We start from the raw sequence: 17,022 nt of genomic DNA on the forward strand, positions 1-17,022 counted from the left end.
TCCTTGGAACGTTGAAGCTTCGCAACCTCAGCTTCCTCGGTTCAGACCAGATGGACAACCTCCTGAAACACCAAAGTTAGCCCCGGGCTGCGCGAAGCGCAGTCCCTTGGCGTAACCCACCACCTGCTATCCGCGTGGAGAGAAGTGGTGGATTACGCCTTCGGCTCATCCACCCTACGTTTGCGACGAATTTCTCCTGTGAAATCAACACCCGTTCTACTGTGCATGGGGTTGTTTTCGAAACTTGAGGAGACGAGACCGAGTTCACGCCACGCGGCGAACCGCGTTCAGCGTCTCGATGGTCATCCCGACCTCCGCCGCCGGGCAGGGCTTGCCGAAATAATAGCCCTGCACCGCGGTGCAGCCGCATTCGCGCACGAAGTCGAGCTGCTCGATCGTCTCGACGCCCTCCGCCGTGGTCTCGACGCCGAGCACCGAGCCGAGGCTCGCGATGGTGCGGACGATCGCGACACTCTCCGGGCTTTCGCCGAGCGTGCCGACGAAGGAGCGGTCGATCTTGATGCGGTCGAACGGGAACTTGCGCAAATAGCTCAGCGACGAATAGCCGACGCCGAAATCATCCAGGCTGACGCGTACGCCGAGCGCGCGAAGCTGGTGCAGCATCTCGATCGTCGCTTCGCTGTCGTCGAGCAGCGCCGTCTCGGTGACTTCGAGCTCCAGCCGCTGCGGCGGCAGCCCGGCTTCCGCCAGCGCGTTCGTCACCATCGCCACCAGTCCACGCGAGTGGAATTGCACGGGCGACAGGTTCACCGCGACGATCACCTCAGGCCATGAGGCGGCCGTGGCGCAGGCGGTCCGCAGCACCCATTCGCCGATCGGAACGATCAGCCCGTTCTCCTCGGCGATCGGAATGAACTCGGCCGGCGAGACCACGCCGCGCGAGGGATGCTTCCAGCGCAGCAGCGCCTCGAAGCCGGTCAGCTCGCTGCTGTCGAGCCGCACCTGCGGCTGGAACACCAGATGGAATTGGTTATCTTCCAGCGCGCCGCGCAGATCGTGCTCGAGCGCGTGGCGGCTGCGCGCCTCCTCTTCCATCCGCGGCTCGAACAACTGATAGGCGCCGCGCCCTTTGGCCTTGGCCTGGTACAGCGCAAGATCGGCGCATTTCATCAGCTCGTCGGCATCGAGCCCGTGGTCGGGCGCGATCGCGATGCCGACGGAGACGCCGACATGGATCGACTGGCTTTCCAGCGGCGGCGGGCGGCCGATGATCTCGACCAGGCGCCACGCCAGCCGCTCCGCCGATTGCGGCTGCGGTCCGCGCTGGAGCACGGCGAACTCGTCGCCGCCGAGGCGGGCGACGGTGTCATGCTCGCCGACATTCTCCTTCAGCCGCGCCGCGACCCAGCGCAGCAGCCGGTCGCCGGCAGCGTGGCCGAGCCGGTCGTTGACGGTCTTGAAATTGTCGAGGTCGAAGCACAGCACCGCCATGGACCCGCCGGCGATCGCGACCTGGTTCAGTCCCTCGCCCATCTTCTCGCGGAACAGCGTGCGGTTGGGCAGATCCGTCAGGGAATCGTGCCGCGCCATATGCGCGACGCGGGCCTCGGCCTTGTGGCGCTCGGTGACGTCCTCGTAGGTGACGACCCAGCCGCCATGCTCCATCCGCTTGTGGTTGAGCTTGATGATGCGGCCGTCGCTTAAGTGGCGGTGCAGCGTGTGTTCGCCCTCGCGCAGCCGCTCGACATAGTCGGCATAGAGCTTGGCGGCGGTCGTGTTCGGATGGATGCCGAGATCGCAGCTGTGCTCCATGATCTCGCGCATCGAGACGCCGGGCTTAACGATGTCGGGCGACAGGCCGTACATCTCGATGTAGCGGCGGTTGCAGACGATCACGTGCAGGCTCGCATCGAGCATGCACAGGCCCTGGCTCATGTTGTTCAGCGCGGCGTCGAAGCGGCGGTACTGCTCGCTCAGCTCCTCGACCGCGCGCTCGCGCTCGGTGATGTCCTCATAGGTGGCGACGAAGCCGCCTTCGGGCAGCGCGCAATAGCGCACCGAGATGATCGTGTCGTTGGTCATGCGCCGGCGCATCGGCGCGGAATCGTTGTTCTCGATCCGGGCGCGCGCGGCTTCAAGGATCTGCTGCGGGCTGTATTCGGATGAAAAGGCGCCGTTCGCCATCGATCGTTCGATCAGCTCGGACAGGTGCGTACCCGGTTTGCTCTCCTCCGGCGACAGCCGGTAGATCTTCTGATAGGTGGAGTTGCAGACACGCAGGCGCATGTCGCTGTCGTAGAACGCGAGACCATGCGCCATGTTCTCGAGCGCGGCATCCAGCATGAGGTTCTGCTGCTTCAGGGTCTCCTCGGATTGCAGCCGCTCGTTAACATCCTCATGCAGCGTCACCCAACCGCCGTCGGGCATGAACCGCGATACGGCCTGGATCTTCCGGCCGTCGTAGCGCGTCACCAAAACGGATTTGGGGTTCCGGGTCAGGACATCGTTGATCCGGGCATTGCGGAATTCGTCTCCCGGCATGTCCGTTCGGTTGCCGCGGGCGAGCCAAAGGTCGATCGACTCGGTGTGCGTAATACCCGGTTTCAGAATGTCGGGATCGAGGTCGTAGAGGTGCAGGAAACGTTCGTTGCAGACGACGAGGCGGCTATCGGCGTCAAACATGATGAGGCCGTGAGACATGTTCGCGAGCGCGTGCTGGCTGCGCTCGGTCTGAAGCCGTAACTCGGCTTCTAGGCGGGCGAGGCGGCTGACGTCGTCGCAAATCGTCATCCAGCCGCCAGCGGGAAGCGGCTTCAGCTCGAGCGTGATGACAAGGCCGCTTGCGAGCGTCTGCCGGGTCCGGAACGGTTCGCCGGCCGCAATCGACGCGATCCGCGTAGCGTAGAGCGCGTCGAGCTCGCTCGCCGGGATATTGCCGCGCGCTGCGCTGTGGGCGAGCACGTCGCGGTAGCACGTTCCGGGCCGGACGATGTCGGGCGACATGTCGAACAGTTCGACATACCGGCGGTTGACCAGGACGATCCGGTTGTCCGCGTCGTAGACGCAGACGCCCTGTTCCATGCCGTCGAGCGCAAGCTGACTCAGCGACAGCAGGGCCTCTTGGCCTTGCTCGCGGCGCGCACCGAGCTCGTTGTCGCAGGTCGACATCATGGGATCAGCGGATCTCGGTGGCAATAAACTTAACACAACGTAATTCAGCCACTGAGCGTAGCGAAGAGGCGGGAAAATTCCCTTAAGCGCCGTAGTTTACGGAGGGTGTCTACTGATGCTGAGAGTGTTGATCCCAGACCGCACGACAATTCGCGCTGTCGTCAGCGCGTATCGCGCCTACGGCCCGTACAGCACGAGTTCCGTATCGGTGAGATCGGCCAGTCGCGGGCGATGCGGGCCCTTGAAATATTTGCGGCCGCGCTGCTCGGTATAAATACCGACAAGGCCGGGAATGGGCTCGTTTGAATCGACGAGCACTGAGATCTTGCCGAGCCGCAGCAGCAGCCGGCCGATGCGGCCGGCGCAGGTGGCGTATTCGGCGGCGCCACGGCAGTAGATCAACTGCATCACCGGCGGTGCGATGAAACCGCGGCGGATGCGCACCGGTTGCAGGATGAAGGGGAATACGCCCTTCGGCGTGCGGCAGACCAGGCTGAGGCAATTGTAGCGCGCATGCCGTGTCAGGAGCTCGGTCTCGGCTTCGGAAAGCCCCTCGATCGTCTTGGCGTGCTGCGAGATGACCTCGATCTTGCTCCGGCGCGGCGCGCGCGACAGTGCCGGGACCGAGACGAACAGACCGCGACAATAGGCGCGGAAGCCCTGCGTCTCGACGATCGGCCAGGTCCACGGTGCCGGGCTGATGTTGAGATAGGTCACGTGCTTGTGCCGCTGCGCGATCTTGGTCAGCAGCGGCGCGTAGTTGCGATAGGCTGGTTCGACATACCAGCTCGACAGGTTGCACTGGATGGCGGTCTCCTCGCCGTCCTTGCGCGCGGTATAGATCAGCAGCAGCACGCCGACCGGCTCGCCGTCATTGTCGAGCATGTAGCCGAAGCGCGGATAGCCGTCCGGCACCGGCCGGAAGGCTTGCCGGCGCAGGCCCTGGATCCAGTAGTTGCGCGAGCGGCCGACAAAGCCGCGCGTCAGCAGGTCCGCGATGCCTTCGACATCGGACTCGGTGATCTCGCGACATCGAACCTTGGTATGGATCACGCTCGTCTTGCCCGTAGAAATAGGAAGCCTCTTGTTTTAGCGCCAACCTTCGCCGTGGGCGTCGGCCGCGATTTGCGGCTGGATACCCAGCATCTCCCGCACCTTGGCGGGCCAGGCGGAAAGATCTGTGCCGTGGGTGTGGAACATGGCGACGGCGAGACGATCCATGCCGAAGGCGACGCAGCCGGTGTGGGCAGGCTCGCCGTTGGCGTCCTGGATGCCCCAGGTCGTGCCGAAATGTTCGCGGTGATAGTTGAAGCTCATGCAGGCGGTCGGCTGCTCCTCCGAGCGCAGCGGGATCAGGAGCTCGAATTTGAGCTGCTGCTGCTTCTGGCTGACCGCCTTCATCTGGCCGACGCGGCCGAAGAAGGGATCGCTGGCATAGTCGACGCGGAAAGAAAGGCCGAGATCGGTCGCGATCTTCTGCGCGCGCACCATCCAGCGCTCCCGGAAATCGGCGACGTCATCGGGCGTGCCGATGCAGACATATTCACGCATCCGGAACGATTGCAGCCGGTCGAGATGCTTCGATGGCTCGCGACGGAAGCAATCGGCTGCGACGTCGAAGCGCAGGCCACCCCTGGGCAGGGGCCCGCGGCTCGCCGCGATCGGATAGACCGGATAGCAGGCGGCCGGCGACAGCACGAGGTCGGCGGGCGAGAGCGACGAAGTCCAATCGCCGCCGGCGTCGAAGCGGCTCACCGCGGCGTTGATCTCGCGTTCGGTCCCGTGCAGACCGCAGACGCAGCCAAGCAAGTTCGGAAAGCTCTTGAGGTAGCCGGATTTCTCGAGCTGGGCGCGGCTCATCACCGGCGGAAACCGCATCACCTCGGTGCTGGCTTCGCGATGGCTGGTGATCAGCGCAGCGAGCTTCTCGACGACGCCCTCATAGAGCGCGGTGCGCGCATAGACGCCGTCCGCGCCCATGCGGTGGAACAGCTTGTCGGCGAGATGATCGAGCGGATCCGCGATCTCAGGCGCGGTCTCGGGCGAATCGGGGAAGACGGCAATGTTCATGGTCCGATGTCCTGTTATCTCAAATTTGTTCTTGTTGAATTAGTCACGAAGGCTCGCCGGCACGCCGCTCATCAGCGTCGAGGTGGCGGCATTGGCCAGGATACGGTCGTTGTTGATCATGATGGGTGACGACAGGACGTCGCGCAGGTGGCGGCCCATGGTAAACTCGCCGTCGTTGCGGTAGCCGGCGAGGCCTGCGGTACGCATCGCATGCATCACGGTCTCGACCGCGAGCTCGGAGGCCTGCACCTTCAGCAGCGTGATCGAGGACTGGAAGTCGAGCGAGCCGAGCGCGCGCTCGTCATGCTCGGCGCGGGCAAAAGCATCGAGATTGGCAGCGATCAAAGCACGCAGCTTGGCCAGCGACATCTTTGCGGCGGTGAAGTGCGCGGCGGCCGGCGGCATCTGGCCACCGGAAGAGCGAGCGGCCTTGCGGACGAAAGCCTGCGCGCGCGTCACCGAGGCCGCTGCAATGCCGGCCCAGGTCGATGACCAACACAGATGTGCAAATGGCGTCATGGTCTGGGCGTGGATCTTGTCATAGGCTTCCGGGAAGACGCGATCGGCAGGACAGTCGACCTTGAGCTCGAAGCCGGTCGAACAGGTGCCGCGCATGCCCAGCGTTTCCCAGCCCTGCGTCTGCTTCAGCGAATAGTCATCCTTGGCGAGTGCCAGCAGCACCTGGTCGGAAGCAGCCGCATCGGTGGCCCGGCGGGCGATGGTGACGAGGCCGTCGGCCTGTGCGCCGTAGGAGATCACGGTGGCGTCGCGCACCAGCGAGACAGTATCGCCGGCGTGATCGACCGCGGCCGCACTGGCGCGAATGTTGCCGCCGTTCTGGCCTTCGGTGGTAGAAGAGGCGAGCAGCCATTGGTCGCGGGCGACCCGGCGCATCATGGTTTCCATCCAGGGGATACCATGGCCATGCCTGATGATGCAGGCGACCTTGGTCTGATGCATCGCGTAGATCATTCCGGTCGAGGCGCAGGCGCGCCCGAGCGTGTAGCAGATGTCGGTGACGTCATGGATCGAGGCGCCGAAGCCGCCGAACTCGACCGGGATCATGACGCCGAGCAGTTTTTGCTCACGCGCGGTATCGAATGCCTTGTGCGGGAAGCCGGCGTCTCGGTCGACGCCGTCGGCCTCGGCCGCAGCCACGCTGGCGGTGCGCGCTGCGCGCTCGATCAGGGAAGGACCATGCTCGAAAAGGCTCGGCCGCGTTTCGTCGAAAGTCTGGACTGCTTCACGCACGTTCATACTCGTCCGCCTCCGCTTCGTCGTTCGGGATCGCCGGCATCATTCGCGATGTCGCTGAAAGAGATCCTCCGACCATCTTTGCTTGTGAGACGAGGCTACGGATTTAATTCAAATTCGTCGATGAAATACAGGGTAAACGGACCGCAATTCGGAACGAACAGTTAAAGGCCGGTTTTTCGCATCCCCCGGATTTCCGCGATCGCGTTAGGGTTCTGGAAGAAGCCCAAATTCCTGACAATCTGAGTCATCGTTTACTAACAAACGCGAAGTATTGGTCGCGCCCATTGTGAGATCGACCCGTCGCGCCCATCGTACCGGGCGACGGGTTCGATCGATTGTTGACAGACGGGAAATTTAACCATGCAGGCCTTCGACACCGACGTGCGTCACCGCATCATCAAGCTGGTGAAGGGCATCCTCGAGCAGAACTCGCTCAGCGCTGACGTCACGCCGTCGACGAAGCTCGTCGATGCCGGCCTGACCTCGATGGACATGGTCAATTTGATGCTGGGTGTCGAAGCCGAGTTCGACTTCACCATTCCGCAGACCGAGATCACGCCGGAGAATTTCCAGTCGGTCGAGACGCTGGAGCGGATGGTCGCGACGCAGCTGAAGTTGGCGGCGGCGGCTTAGCTTCGCCGGGACGACACTGAATGTGTGGCAAGCGCCTAGGCTTGTCACGCTCCGCCACCACACCCCCGTTCCAAATTCGCCGCAAAACTGGCATAGCTTAACCATGTCGCACGCGGCGGACAGGGGTGAGTAGGCATGACACAGGCGGTATTGGGCATCATCGGCGGCTCCGGCATCTACGATTTGCCGGGTCTGGAGGGCGCACGCGAAGAGGTGATCGGGAGCCCCTGGGGCGAGCCGTCGGCGCCGGTGCGGCGCGGCACCATCGCGGGCCTGCCGATCGTATTCCTGCCGCGCCACGACAAAGGTCATCGGCTGTCGCCCTCCGACATCAACTACCGCGCCAATATCGACGTGCTGAAGCGCGCCGGTGTCACCGATCTGATCTCGCTTTCGGCCTGCGGCTCCTTCAAGGACGAGATGCCGCCCGGCACCTTCGTTCTGGTCGACCAGTTCGTCGACCGTACCCACAAGCGCGAGAGCTCGTTCTTCGGCAAGGGTTGTGTTGCGCATGTCTCGATGGCGCATCCGGTCTCGCCGCGGCTGCGCATTCATCTCGCCGCAGCGGCCGAGGCCGAGGGTATCGCGATCGCGCGCGGCGGCACCTATGTCTGCATGGAGGGACCGCAATTCTCCACCTATGCGGAGAGCATGACCTACAAGACGCTGGGCTATTCCGTGATCGGCATGACGAACATGCCCGAGGCCAAGCTCGCGCGTGAGGCGGAGATTTGCTACGCGACCGTGGCGATGGTGACGGATTTCGATTGCTGGCATCCCGATCACGACGCCGTCACCGTGCAGGACATCATCCGCGTGCTGACCTCGAACGCCGACAAGGCAAAGTCACTCGTGGCACGGCTGGCCAGGGATTTTCCGCGCGAGCATGAGCCGTGTCCGATCGGATCGGACCGGGCGCTCGACACCGCGCTGATCACCGCGCCCGAGGCGCGCGATCCCGAGCTGTTGAAGAAGCTCGATGCGGTGGCCGGGCGCATCCTGCGCGGTTGAGACGCAACAAGGTCGAAAGGCAGAACGCCATGAAGGTCGACGGCAAGCATTTCCGCAGCATCTGGCGCGAGCGCGACGGCTGGTCGGTCGGTGCGATCGATCAGCGCCGGCTGCCGCATGAGTTCGTCGTTGCGCGTTTGACCTCATGCGAGGACGCGGCGGTCGCGATCCGCGACATGCTGGTGCGCGGTGCGCCGCTGATCGGCGCCACCGCCGCCTACGGCATGGCGCTTGCGATGCGCGAGGACGCCTCCGACGCCGGACTGAGGCGCGCCTACGACACGCTGGTCGTGGCGCGGCCGACCGCGATCAATCTGAAATGGGCGCTCGATGAGATGCGCGCGACGCTCGCGCCGATCGATCCGGTCGAACGGGCGGAAGCGGCCTATGCGCGCGCTGACGAGATCGTCGAACAGGATGTCGAGATCAACCGCGGCATCGCCGGCAACGGGCTGAAGCTGATCGAGGCGATCGTGACCAGAAAGAAGCCGGGCGAGACCGTCAACGTGCTGACCCATTGCAACGCCGGCTGGCTCGCGACTGTCGATTGGGGCACGGCAACCGCACCGATCTATCTCGCGCATGAGCGCGGCATCAAGATCCATGTCTGGGTCGATGAGACCCGTCCGCGCAACCAGGGCGCCTCGCTCACCGCGTGGGAGCTTGGCCATCACGGCGTGCCGCACACCGTGATCCCCGACAACACCGGCGGCCATCTGATGCAGCACGGCATGGTCGATCTCGCCATCGTCGGCACCGATCGCGTCGCCGCCAATGGCGACGTCTGCAACAAGATCGGCACCTATCTGAAGGCGCTCGCAGCGCACGACAACAACGTGCCGTTCTATGTCGCGCTGCCGTCGCCGACGATCGATTTCGCGGTGAATGACGGCATCAGGGATATCCCGATCGAGCAGCGCAGCGGAGCCGAGGTAACGGACATGACCGGCCGCACGGCCGATGGCCGGCTCGAGACCGTGCGCATCGTGCCGGAAGGTTCGCCTGTTGCGAATTACGCCTTTGATGTGACCCCGGCGCGCCTCGTGACGGGCCTCATCACCGAACGCGGCGTGCTGAAGCCTGATCGTGCTTCGCTCGCGGCTGCGTTCCCTGAGCGCATCGCTGCCGCCGCAGAGTAGCTCTCGTGTGGTGGGCAAAGGCGCGAAAGCGCCGTGCCCACCACATGCTTTTGGTGGGCACGCTTCCGCTTTGCCCACCCTACGGCATTGGCGAACTATCCCAGCTTCATCTTCGTCGCCGCCTCGAGCTCCGCGATCGCCTGCGCCCCGCTCGTCACCTTGATCGTGGTCATGCCCATCTCGCGCGCGGGCTTCAAATTGACCCCGAGGTCGTCGAGATAGACGCATTTCCTCGGATCGACCTGCAGCGTTTCGACCATCAACTGGTAGATGCGCGGGTCCGGTTTGCGCAGGCCGATCTTGGCGGATTCGATGACGTGGTCGAACAACACCATCACCTCGGCGACATAGAGCGAGCGCCCGGTCATGCTGCCGATGGCGTTGGCCGGAAGGTTGTTGGTGATGCAGCCGGTCTTGAACCCGGTCTTGATGCGCTTCAGCGCCTCGACCATCTCGGGACGGAGATCGCCCTGGAGCAGCGGCAGCACGTCGCGGCCGCGCACTTCGGCGCCGAGCGCCAGTGATTCCGCCGCGAACAATTTGTCGAATGTCTCGATGTCGACCTCGGCGCGCTCAAATTTGGCCCAGGCATTTTCCAAATGGTTGGCGGCGTTGGTACGCCTGATAATGTCGACGGGCAGGCCACGTTCGGTCTCGAACCGCGAAAACGCCTCGAACGGCGAGCTCGTCAACACGCCGCCAAAATCAAAGATCACCGCCTCGATCGCCAATGTCCCGCCCTCGTCAATTGCTTTCCAAGACGGCTAGCATGCGCTATCGGCAAGGACCAGTCCTGCCGATGCCCGAATCTGTTCCATGAAGAAGCTTGCCATATTCGCCATAACCGCGCTGCTGGTTGCGACGCCCGCTCATGCCATCGTCGGCGGCGGCACGCCGCAGACGGAAGGCGTTGCGCGCGCGGTTGTCACCATCGTCGGCTCGCGCGGCAATTTCTGTACCGGCACCTTGATCGCTCCGATGCTTGTGCTCACGGTCGCGCACTGCGTGCAGCCGGGCGCAGACTACAAGATCGTCGAGCGAGGCGCGGACGGTCAGCCGCAACTGCTGAACGTGCGCACCGTTGCGATCCATCCGGGCTTCAACATGCAGGCAATGCTGGCGCATCGCGCCACGGCCGACGTGGCATTGCTGCAACTGGAAATTCCACTCAAGGGAAAATCGACGGTGCCGGTCGGAGCGCCAACTATTCCAGTCCAGGTCGGCAGTCGCTTCACCATCGCCGGGATCGGCGTCACCGTGCGCGGCGACGGCAAGAGTGGCGGCACGATTCGCGTTGCGGGCCTCGTTGTTACCGGCCAGCCCGGCACGTTCCAGATCCGTCTGGTCGATCCCGTAACCAACGGTGTTCGCGACGGAATCGGCGCCTGCACCGGCGATTCCGGTGGTCCCGTGTTTGAGGACAAGCCTGGTGGCGCGGTGCTTGTCGGGGTCATCAGCTGGTCGACAGGGCCGAATAATGCCGCGGGCTGCGGCGGATTGACCGGTGTCACGCCGCTGACGCTCTATCGCGACTGGATCCTGCAGACGGCGCGGAGCTGGGGCGCGGCGTTGTAGTTTGATCGCGACTTGATCTATGTCATTTTGCGAGGGAAGCGCGGTTGGCAACCATGCCCGTCGCGGAGGAAACGCGTCGCCAAGCAATGGCGGCCTGAAAATGACAAGGCATAGAAGCAAAAATGAATGTCGCTGTTCGCAGTCACGCCGCCACTCAACAGGCCTCAGAACATTTCGACGTGCTGATCGTCGGCGCCGGCATCTCCGGCATCGGCAGTGCCTACCACATCGAAAAGCAGCTGCCGGGCACCAGCTACGTCATCCTGGAGACGCAGGCGACGTTCGGCGGTACCTGGAGCACGCATCGTTATCCCGGCATTCGCTCGGACAGCGATCTCCATACCTTCGGCTACAGCTTCAAGCCTTGGGTCGGGCCGCCGATCGCCACCGCCGAGGAGATCCTCGCCTATATGAAAGAGGTGATCGACGACAACGATATCGCTCGCCACATTCGCTACAAGCACAAGATCATGTCGGCGAGCTGGTCGAGCGAGCGGAATCTCTGGACCATCGAGGCGGTGACGACGGATACCGACGAGGCAAGGACCTTCACCGCAAACTTCCTCTGGATGTGTCAGGGTTACTATCGCCATTCCGAAGGCTACACGCCGGAATGGAAGGGCGTGGACCGCTTCAAGGGGCGCATCGTCCATCCGCAGACCTGGCCTGACGACATCGACCTCAAGGACAAGAAGGTGGTCGTGATCGGCTCGGGGGCGACTGCTGCGACGCTGGTGCCGAACATCGCGGACGACTGCGCGCATGTCACCATGCTGCAGCGCTCGCCAACCTATTTCCGCCTCGGGCGCAACGCCATCGAGATCGCCGAGGAATTGCGCCGGCTTCAGGTCGATGAAGCCTGGATCCACGAGATTGTCCGGCGCAAGATCCTGTTCGAGCAAGACGCATTCACAAAGCTCTGTCTGGCCAAGCCCGAGCAGGTGAAGAAGGAGCTGATCGGCCAGATCAGCGCGGTGCTCGGTCCTGATTACGACGTCGAGACGCATTTCACGCCGAGCTACCGGCCGTGGCGGCAGCGCATCGCTTTCGTGCCCGATGCCGATTTGTTCAAGGGCATCGCCAGCGGCAAGGCTTCGGTCGTCACCGACGAGATCGAATGCTTCGTCGAGAACGGTATCCAGCTCAAGTCAGGCAAGTTGCTGGAGGCCGATGTCATCGTCACCGCGACCGGTTTCAATCTCTCGGCGCTCGGCGACATCGCCTTCGAGATCGACGGCAAGCCGCTCGCTTTCGGCGACACTGTCACCTATCGTGGCATGATGTTCACGGGTGTGCCGAACATGGTCTGGGTGTTCGGCTATTTCCGCGCGAGTTGGACCTTGCGCGTCGATCTGGTCGCCGATTTTGTCTGTCGCCTGCTCGGTCACATGAAGGCGAAGGGGGCGAAGAAGGTCGAGGTCAAATTGCGGCCCGAAGATCACAACATGCCGATCCTGCCCTGGATCGATCCGGAAAACTTCAATCCCGGCTATATCATGCGCAACATGAACCTGCTGCCCAAGCGTGGTGACAAGCCGGAATGGCAGCACAGCCAGGATTACTGGACCGAGAAGGACGAGATCCCGAAGACGGATCTGGATGACAAGGCGTTTGTGTATGGGTGAGGTGGTTCTTGATGTGTTGGGCGAGAGCATCCGCTCCGCACTCCACTGTCGTCCCGGCGAAGGCCGGGACCCATAACCCCAGGGAGTAGTTTGGCGAAGACTCGTTGTCCGGTACGACTAGCTTCCAAAATTGAGAGATCACGCGGTATGGGTCCCGGCCTTCGCCGGGACGACACCGGTTGTTAGGCGCTAGCGTTCCAACTCATTCCTGATAGGCCTACGAATTCCTCCTTGTCGCATTCGTCGCGATTGCTGCCGCCGCCGTCCGGTTCTCCACGCCGAGTTTCGCGTAGATCTGCTCCAGATGCTTGTCGACCGTGCGCGGGCTGAGGCCCAAAATCTGCGCGATGTCGCGGTTGGTCTTGCCCTTGCTGAGCCAGGCCAGTACCTCGCCCTCGCGTGTGGTGAGGCCGAGCTCGCTGGTGAATTCCGGCGGCAGCGCGGTGCCGGCCTCTTTCGACAACCGCAGCAGAAACTCGTTCGGAGCGGTTTCGCCCATGTAGTAGAAGCGGAGCTGCGGATTGTCGGGCAACGAAGCGGTCTGCGACTTCGCACTGCCCTTGCCTTTCGCCTGCTCCAGCCATTGCAGCAGCGACGGCGGCAGGACGAAGTCGTCCGTCTGCATGCCATGGTGATCGGCGAGAAGCTTCTGGGCCTGCGGCGTTGCCCAGAGGATGTGGCCCTGACGGTTGACTGCGAACAGGAAGCGGCCGGAGACGTCGAGCGCGGCGCGCGCGCTCTGGGTCAGCCGCGCATTGCCGAGATGGACGCGGATGCGCGCCAGCATCTCCTCGATCACGATCGGTTTTGTGACGTAGTCGACCCCGCCGGCTTCCAGTCCGCGCACGATATGCTCGGTTTCGGCGAGGCCGGTCATGAAGATCACGGGCACATTGGCAAGGCCGGTGTCGCGCTTGAGTCGCCGGCAGGTCTCGAATCCATCCATGCCTGGCATCACGGCATCGAGCAGCACGATGTCGGGCGTGATCTGGTCGACGATGCGCATCGCGCTGGCGCCGTCGAGCGCGACCATCACTGTCATCCCGGCGCCGTCGAGCGCGTCGGTCAGCAGCCTCAGCGTCTCCGGCGAGTCGTCGACAACGAGCGCGACGTCGCGCTTTTTCGGCTCAATGCTCATAAGCATGCAGGTTTTTCAATGTTCTCATGTATTGGTCGAGGTCGAAGCGATCGACCAGCGATCGCATTTCCGCGACGAAGTCGGCATGTTCAGGGTGTTCGCTGCCGATCTCGTCCAGCTTGAGCTGGATGGCTTTGACGTAGCCGATCTGGCCGAGCCCGATCAGCGCCTCGATGTGCCTGGCCGGGGGGCGCGAGCCGCTCTCCGGCCGCCACAGCGGCACGGCCGTCTCGTCGGAGCCGTATTGCCATTCGATCTTGAGCAGCTGTCGAATGGTTTCCAGCAATCGGGGAATGTCGATCGGCTTCATCAGATAGCCGTCGTGGAACGGCTGTGCCAGCGGCGCGCCGTGCGCCTCCAGCGCGCTCGCCGACACCATCAGGATACGGGCCTGGTGATGACCGTCGGCGCGCAGCTGTTCCGCGACGGTCCAGCCGTCCATGGCCGGCATCGAGATGTCGAGCAGGAACAGATCGGGCCGGCAATGCTTCGCCAGCGCGAGGCAGCCGGGACCGTCGCCGGCGCTCAGCAGGATGAATCCGAGCGGCGTCAGCACCTCGCGCAGGAGATCGCGATGAACAGGGTCGTCGTCAGTGATGAGGATGGTCTTGCGCGCGCCGTGATAGCCCGAGATTGGCGCCTCCACCGGCGCGGTGCGCCTGGGATTGGTGACCTCCGACAGCAGCATCTTCACCTTGAAGGTGCTGCCGCGGCCGACGGTGCTGGTGACCTTGATGTCGCCGCCCATCACGCCGGCGAGCAACCGGCTGATGGTGAGCCCCAGCCCTGTGCCAGTCTGCGGCTGCGAGACTCCGAGCGCGCCGCGCTCGAACGGTGCAAAGATGCGTTCAAGATCGTCGCTCTGGATACCGGGCCCGGTGTCGGTCACCTCGAACTCGGCGACCGGGCTGCGGTAATGGACCACGAACTGCACGCTGCCGGTCTGGGTGAACTTGATGGCGTTGGAGAGGAGGTTGATCAGCACCTGGCGCAGCCGCTTCTCGTCGGCATAGACCACTGTCGGCAGTGTAGCCGGACGCCGGAACACGAAGTCGATGCCCTTGGCGCCGGCCTGGAGGCGGAACATGCCGACGAGCTGATCGAGGAATTCGCTCAGGCGGACTTCGTCGCGGGAGAGATAGAGCCTGCCAGCCTCGATCTTGGAAATATCCAGAATGCCGTCGATCAGGCCGGAGAGGTGGTCGGCGCTGCGACGGACGACGCGGACCTGATCGCGCGGCTTGGTATTGAGCGACGCATCCTGCTCCAGCAGCTGCGCATAGCCGCTGATCGCGTTCAGCGGCGAGCGCAGCTCGTGGCTCAGCCCCACCACATAGCGGCTCTTGGCGAGGTTGGCGGATTCGGCGACCTCCTTGGCGCGCTGCAGCTCGGCGTCTGTGCGCTTGTGCGCGTCGATTTCCTGGATCAGCAGCGCGGTCTGCCGGCGCGTCTCGGCCTCCGCGGCGCGGCGGCTCTGCTGCGCCAGCACGAACAGCCAGGCGACCACGCCGATAATGATGCTGAGCGAGAAGAACACCTTCCACAGCACGTTGGAGACCAGCGCGTTCTCGCCATGCACGCTGGCCGAGGTCTGCAGATAGATCAGCCCGAGCACCAGCGCGACGAGGCCGGCGGAGACGACGAAGACACCGATATAGTGCCCGAATTGCGAGTTGATGCGCTGATAGATCTGCTGCGGCAGGATCTTGCCGAGCGCCTCGGAGAACTGCACCTGCGCGCGCCCATGCGGCTTGCAGAGATCGTGGCAGCGCGCATCGAGCGAACAGCATAGCGAGCAGATCGGGCCGGCATAGGCGGGGCAGGAGGTGGTATCCTCCGGCTCAAAACTGTGCTCGCAGATGCAGCACTGGATCGCCTCGATATTGGCCCAGCTCCGCTTCGGCTTGCGGGCGATGTAGAATTTTCCGTCCGTGAGCCAGGCGATGATCGGCGCGGTGACGAAAGCCACCGTCAGCGCAACGAACGCCGCGAGCGCCTTCATGGTCGGGCCGAATAGGCCGTAGAACGCCGCGATGGAAACGATGATCGCGAGAGTCATCGCGCCGACGCCGACCGGATTGATGTCGTAGAGATGCGCCCGCTTGAACTCCATCTGCGGCGGACGGAGGCCGAGCGGCTTGTTGATGACGAGGTCGGACACCAGCGCGCCGACCCAGGCGATCGCGACGTTGGAATAGAGCGCGAGCGTCTGCTCCAGCGCCTTGTAGACGCCGATCTCCATCAACAGCAGCGCGACCATCACGTTGAACACCAGCCAGACCACGCGTCCGGGGTGGCTGTGCGTCAGGCGCGAGAAGAAGTTCGACCAGGCGATCGAGCCGGCATAGGCGTTGGTGACGTTGATCTTGATCTGCGACAACACCACGAAGAAGCCGGTCAGCGCCAGTGAAAGATCCGGATCCGACAGCACGTAGCGAAACGCCACCAGATACATGTGCGCGGGCTCGGCGGCTTCCTCGGGCGGCACGCCGTGGCTGAGCGCAAAAAAAGCGAGGAACGACCCCGCCAGCAGCTTCAGCGCACCGAGCACGATCCAGCCCGGCCCTGCGCTCATCAGCGCGATCCACCACGACGCCCTGGAGGTGCGACGGTCGCGCGGCAGGAATCGCAGGAAGTCGACCTGCTCGCCGATCTGCGCCACGAGCGAGAATACGACGGAGGATGCGACGCCGAACAGCAACAGATCGAAATGGCCGCCGAGATCGCCGTGCTCGCCGGCGAATTTGTGCCATTCCGTAAAAGAGTGCGGGTTGGCCCACGCGATCGCGGCAAAGGGCAGGATGTGCAGCACGACCCAGAGCGGCTGCGTCCAGAGCTGGAAGCGGCTGATCAGCGTGATGCCGTAGGTCACCAGCGGAATGATCGCGACCGCGCTGATGAGGTAGCCGATCGGGCGGGGAATCCCGAGGCACATCTCCAGCGCGGTTGCCAGGATCACCGCCTCAATCGCAAAAAAGATGAAGGTGAAGGAGGCGTAGATCAGCGAGGTGACGGTCGAGCCGATATAGCCGAAGCCGGCGCCGCGGGTGAGGAGGTCAATGTCGATGCCGCATTTGGCGGCATAGTAGGCAATCGGAACCCCGCAGCAGAAGATGATGGCGGAGACGACGAGAATTGCGGATGCGGCGTTGGTCACGCCGTAGTTGAGGGTGATGGTGCCGCCGATCGCCTCCAGCACCAGGAAGGAGATCGCGCCGATCGCGGTGTTGGCGACGCGGGCGGCGGACCAGCGTCGCGCGCTCTTGGCGGTGAAGCGCAGCGCGTAGTCTTCCAGCGTCTGGTTGGCGACCCATTGGTTGTACTGGCGCCTGACGCGGTCTATTCGCTGCCGCCCTGCCACGCTTTACCCCACTCCCGATGCGGACCCGGAGCCCTCGCAAATCCCGTACCAAAAGCCTACGTCGGTATTTTGCGGTGCAGT

Annotated in this window: 12 protein-coding genes; 5 read left to right on the forward strand and 7 right to left on the reverse strand. The window is 63.7% G+C overall.

Features of this window, described 5'->3' with window-relative positions:
- Positions 1-264: 264 nt before the first annotated feature.
- The 4 genes from XH80_RS07875 to XH80_RS07890 form a co-directional block, all read right to left on the reverse strand.
- Entirely contained in the window at positions 265-3,132 is a 2,868-nt protein-coding gene (locus tag XH80_RS07875; RefSeq protein ID WP_271598100.1) for a PAS-domain containing protein, read from the reverse strand.
- A 177-nt stretch (positions 3,133-3,309) separates the two neighbouring features.
- A complete protein-coding gene (locus tag XH80_RS07880) occupies positions 3,310-4,185 on the reverse strand; it encodes an acyl-CoA acyltransferase (RefSeq protein WP_271598101.1) in 876 nt (291 codons plus the stop codon).
- 36 nt (positions 4,186-4,221) lie between these two features.
- Positions 4,222-5,202: an amino acid--[acyl-carrier-protein] ligase gene (locus XH80_RS07885; protein WP_271598102.1), complete on the reverse strand. Its 981-nt coding sequence runs from the start codon at positions 5,200-5,202 to the stop codon at positions 4,222-4,224.
- A 39-nt stretch (positions 5,203-5,241) separates the two neighbouring features.
- A complete protein-coding gene (locus XH80_RS07890; protein ID WP_271598103.1) occupies positions 5,242-6,459 on the reverse strand; it encodes an acyl-CoA dehydrogenase family protein in 1,218 nt (405 codons plus the stop codon).
- 360 nt (positions 6,460-6,819) lie between these two features.
- Here XH80_RS07890 and XH80_RS07895 point away from each other — a divergent pair, with 360 nt between their 5' ends.
- The 3 genes from XH80_RS07895 (at position 6,820) to mtnA (ending at position 9,242) form a co-directional block, all read left to right on the forward strand.
- Positions 6,820-7,092: a phosphopantetheine-binding protein gene (locus XH80_RS07895; RefSeq protein WP_271598104.1), complete on the forward strand. Its 273-nt coding sequence runs from the start codon at positions 6,820-6,822 to the stop codon at positions 7,090-7,092.
- Between the two features lie 135 nt (positions 7,093-7,227).
- Positions 7,228-8,103 (forward strand): S-methyl-5'-thioadenosine phosphorylase, encoded by an 876-nt coding sequence (locus XH80_RS07900; RefSeq protein WP_271598105.1) that lies wholly within the window; start codon positions 7,228-7,230, stop codon positions 8,101-8,103.
- Positions 8,104-8,132: 29 nt separating this feature from the next.
- The gene (gene mtnA, locus XH80_RS07905) at positions 8,133-9,242 is read left to right on the forward strand and encodes an S-methyl-5-thioribose-1-phosphate isomerase (RefSeq protein ID WP_271598106.1); all 1,110 of its coding nucleotides are present in this window, start codon (positions 8,133-8,135) and stop codon (positions 9,240-9,242) included.
- Positions 9,243-9,337: 95 nt separating this feature from the next.
- On the opposite strand, the gene XH80_RS07910 is transcribed toward mtnA, so the two are convergent.
- Entirely contained in the window at positions 9,338-9,973 is a 636-nt protein-coding gene (locus tag XH80_RS07910; RefSeq protein ID WP_271598107.1) for an HAD-IA family hydrolase, read from the reverse strand.
- 85 nt (positions 9,974-10,058) lie between these two features.
- Here XH80_RS07910 and XH80_RS07915 point away from each other — a divergent pair, with 85 nt between their 5' ends.
- Together XH80_RS07915 and XH80_RS07920 are read left to right on the forward strand one after the other, a co-directional pair.
- Positions 10,059-10,817, forward strand: a complete 759-nt coding sequence (locus XH80_RS07915) for a S1 family peptidase (protein WP_271598108.1) — start codon at positions 10,059-10,061, stop codon at positions 10,815-10,817.
- Positions 10,818-10,939: 122 nt separating this feature from the next.
- The gene (locus tag XH80_RS07920) at positions 10,940-12,442 is read left to right on the forward strand and encodes a flavin-containing monooxygenase (protein WP_271598109.1); all 1,503 of its coding nucleotides are present in this window, start codon (positions 10,940-10,942) and stop codon (positions 12,440-12,442) included.
- A gap of 217 nt (positions 12,443-12,659) precedes the next feature.
- Here XH80_RS07920 and XH80_RS07925 read toward each other — a convergent pair whose 3' ends face one another.
- Complete coding sequence (locus XH80_RS07925; protein WP_057749923.1) at positions 12,660-13,586, reverse strand: response regulator; 927 nt, start codon at positions 13,584-13,586, stop codon at positions 12,660-12,662.
- Positions 13,570-16,941 (reverse strand): hybrid sensor histidine kinase/response regulator, encoded by a 3,372-nt coding sequence (locus XH80_RS07930; RefSeq protein ID WP_271598110.1) that lies wholly within the window; start codon positions 16,939-16,941, stop codon positions 13,570-13,572. Before XH80_RS07930 ends, XH80_RS07925 begins: the two co-directional genes overlap by 17 nt.
- Positions 16,942-17,022 lie beyond the last annotated feature (81 nt).

This window comes from Bradyrhizobium sp. CCBAU 45384 (genome assembly GCF_028128665.1).
GTDB lineage: Bacteria > Pseudomonadota > Alphaproteobacteria > Rhizobiales > Xanthobacteraceae > Bradyrhizobium > Bradyrhizobium manausense.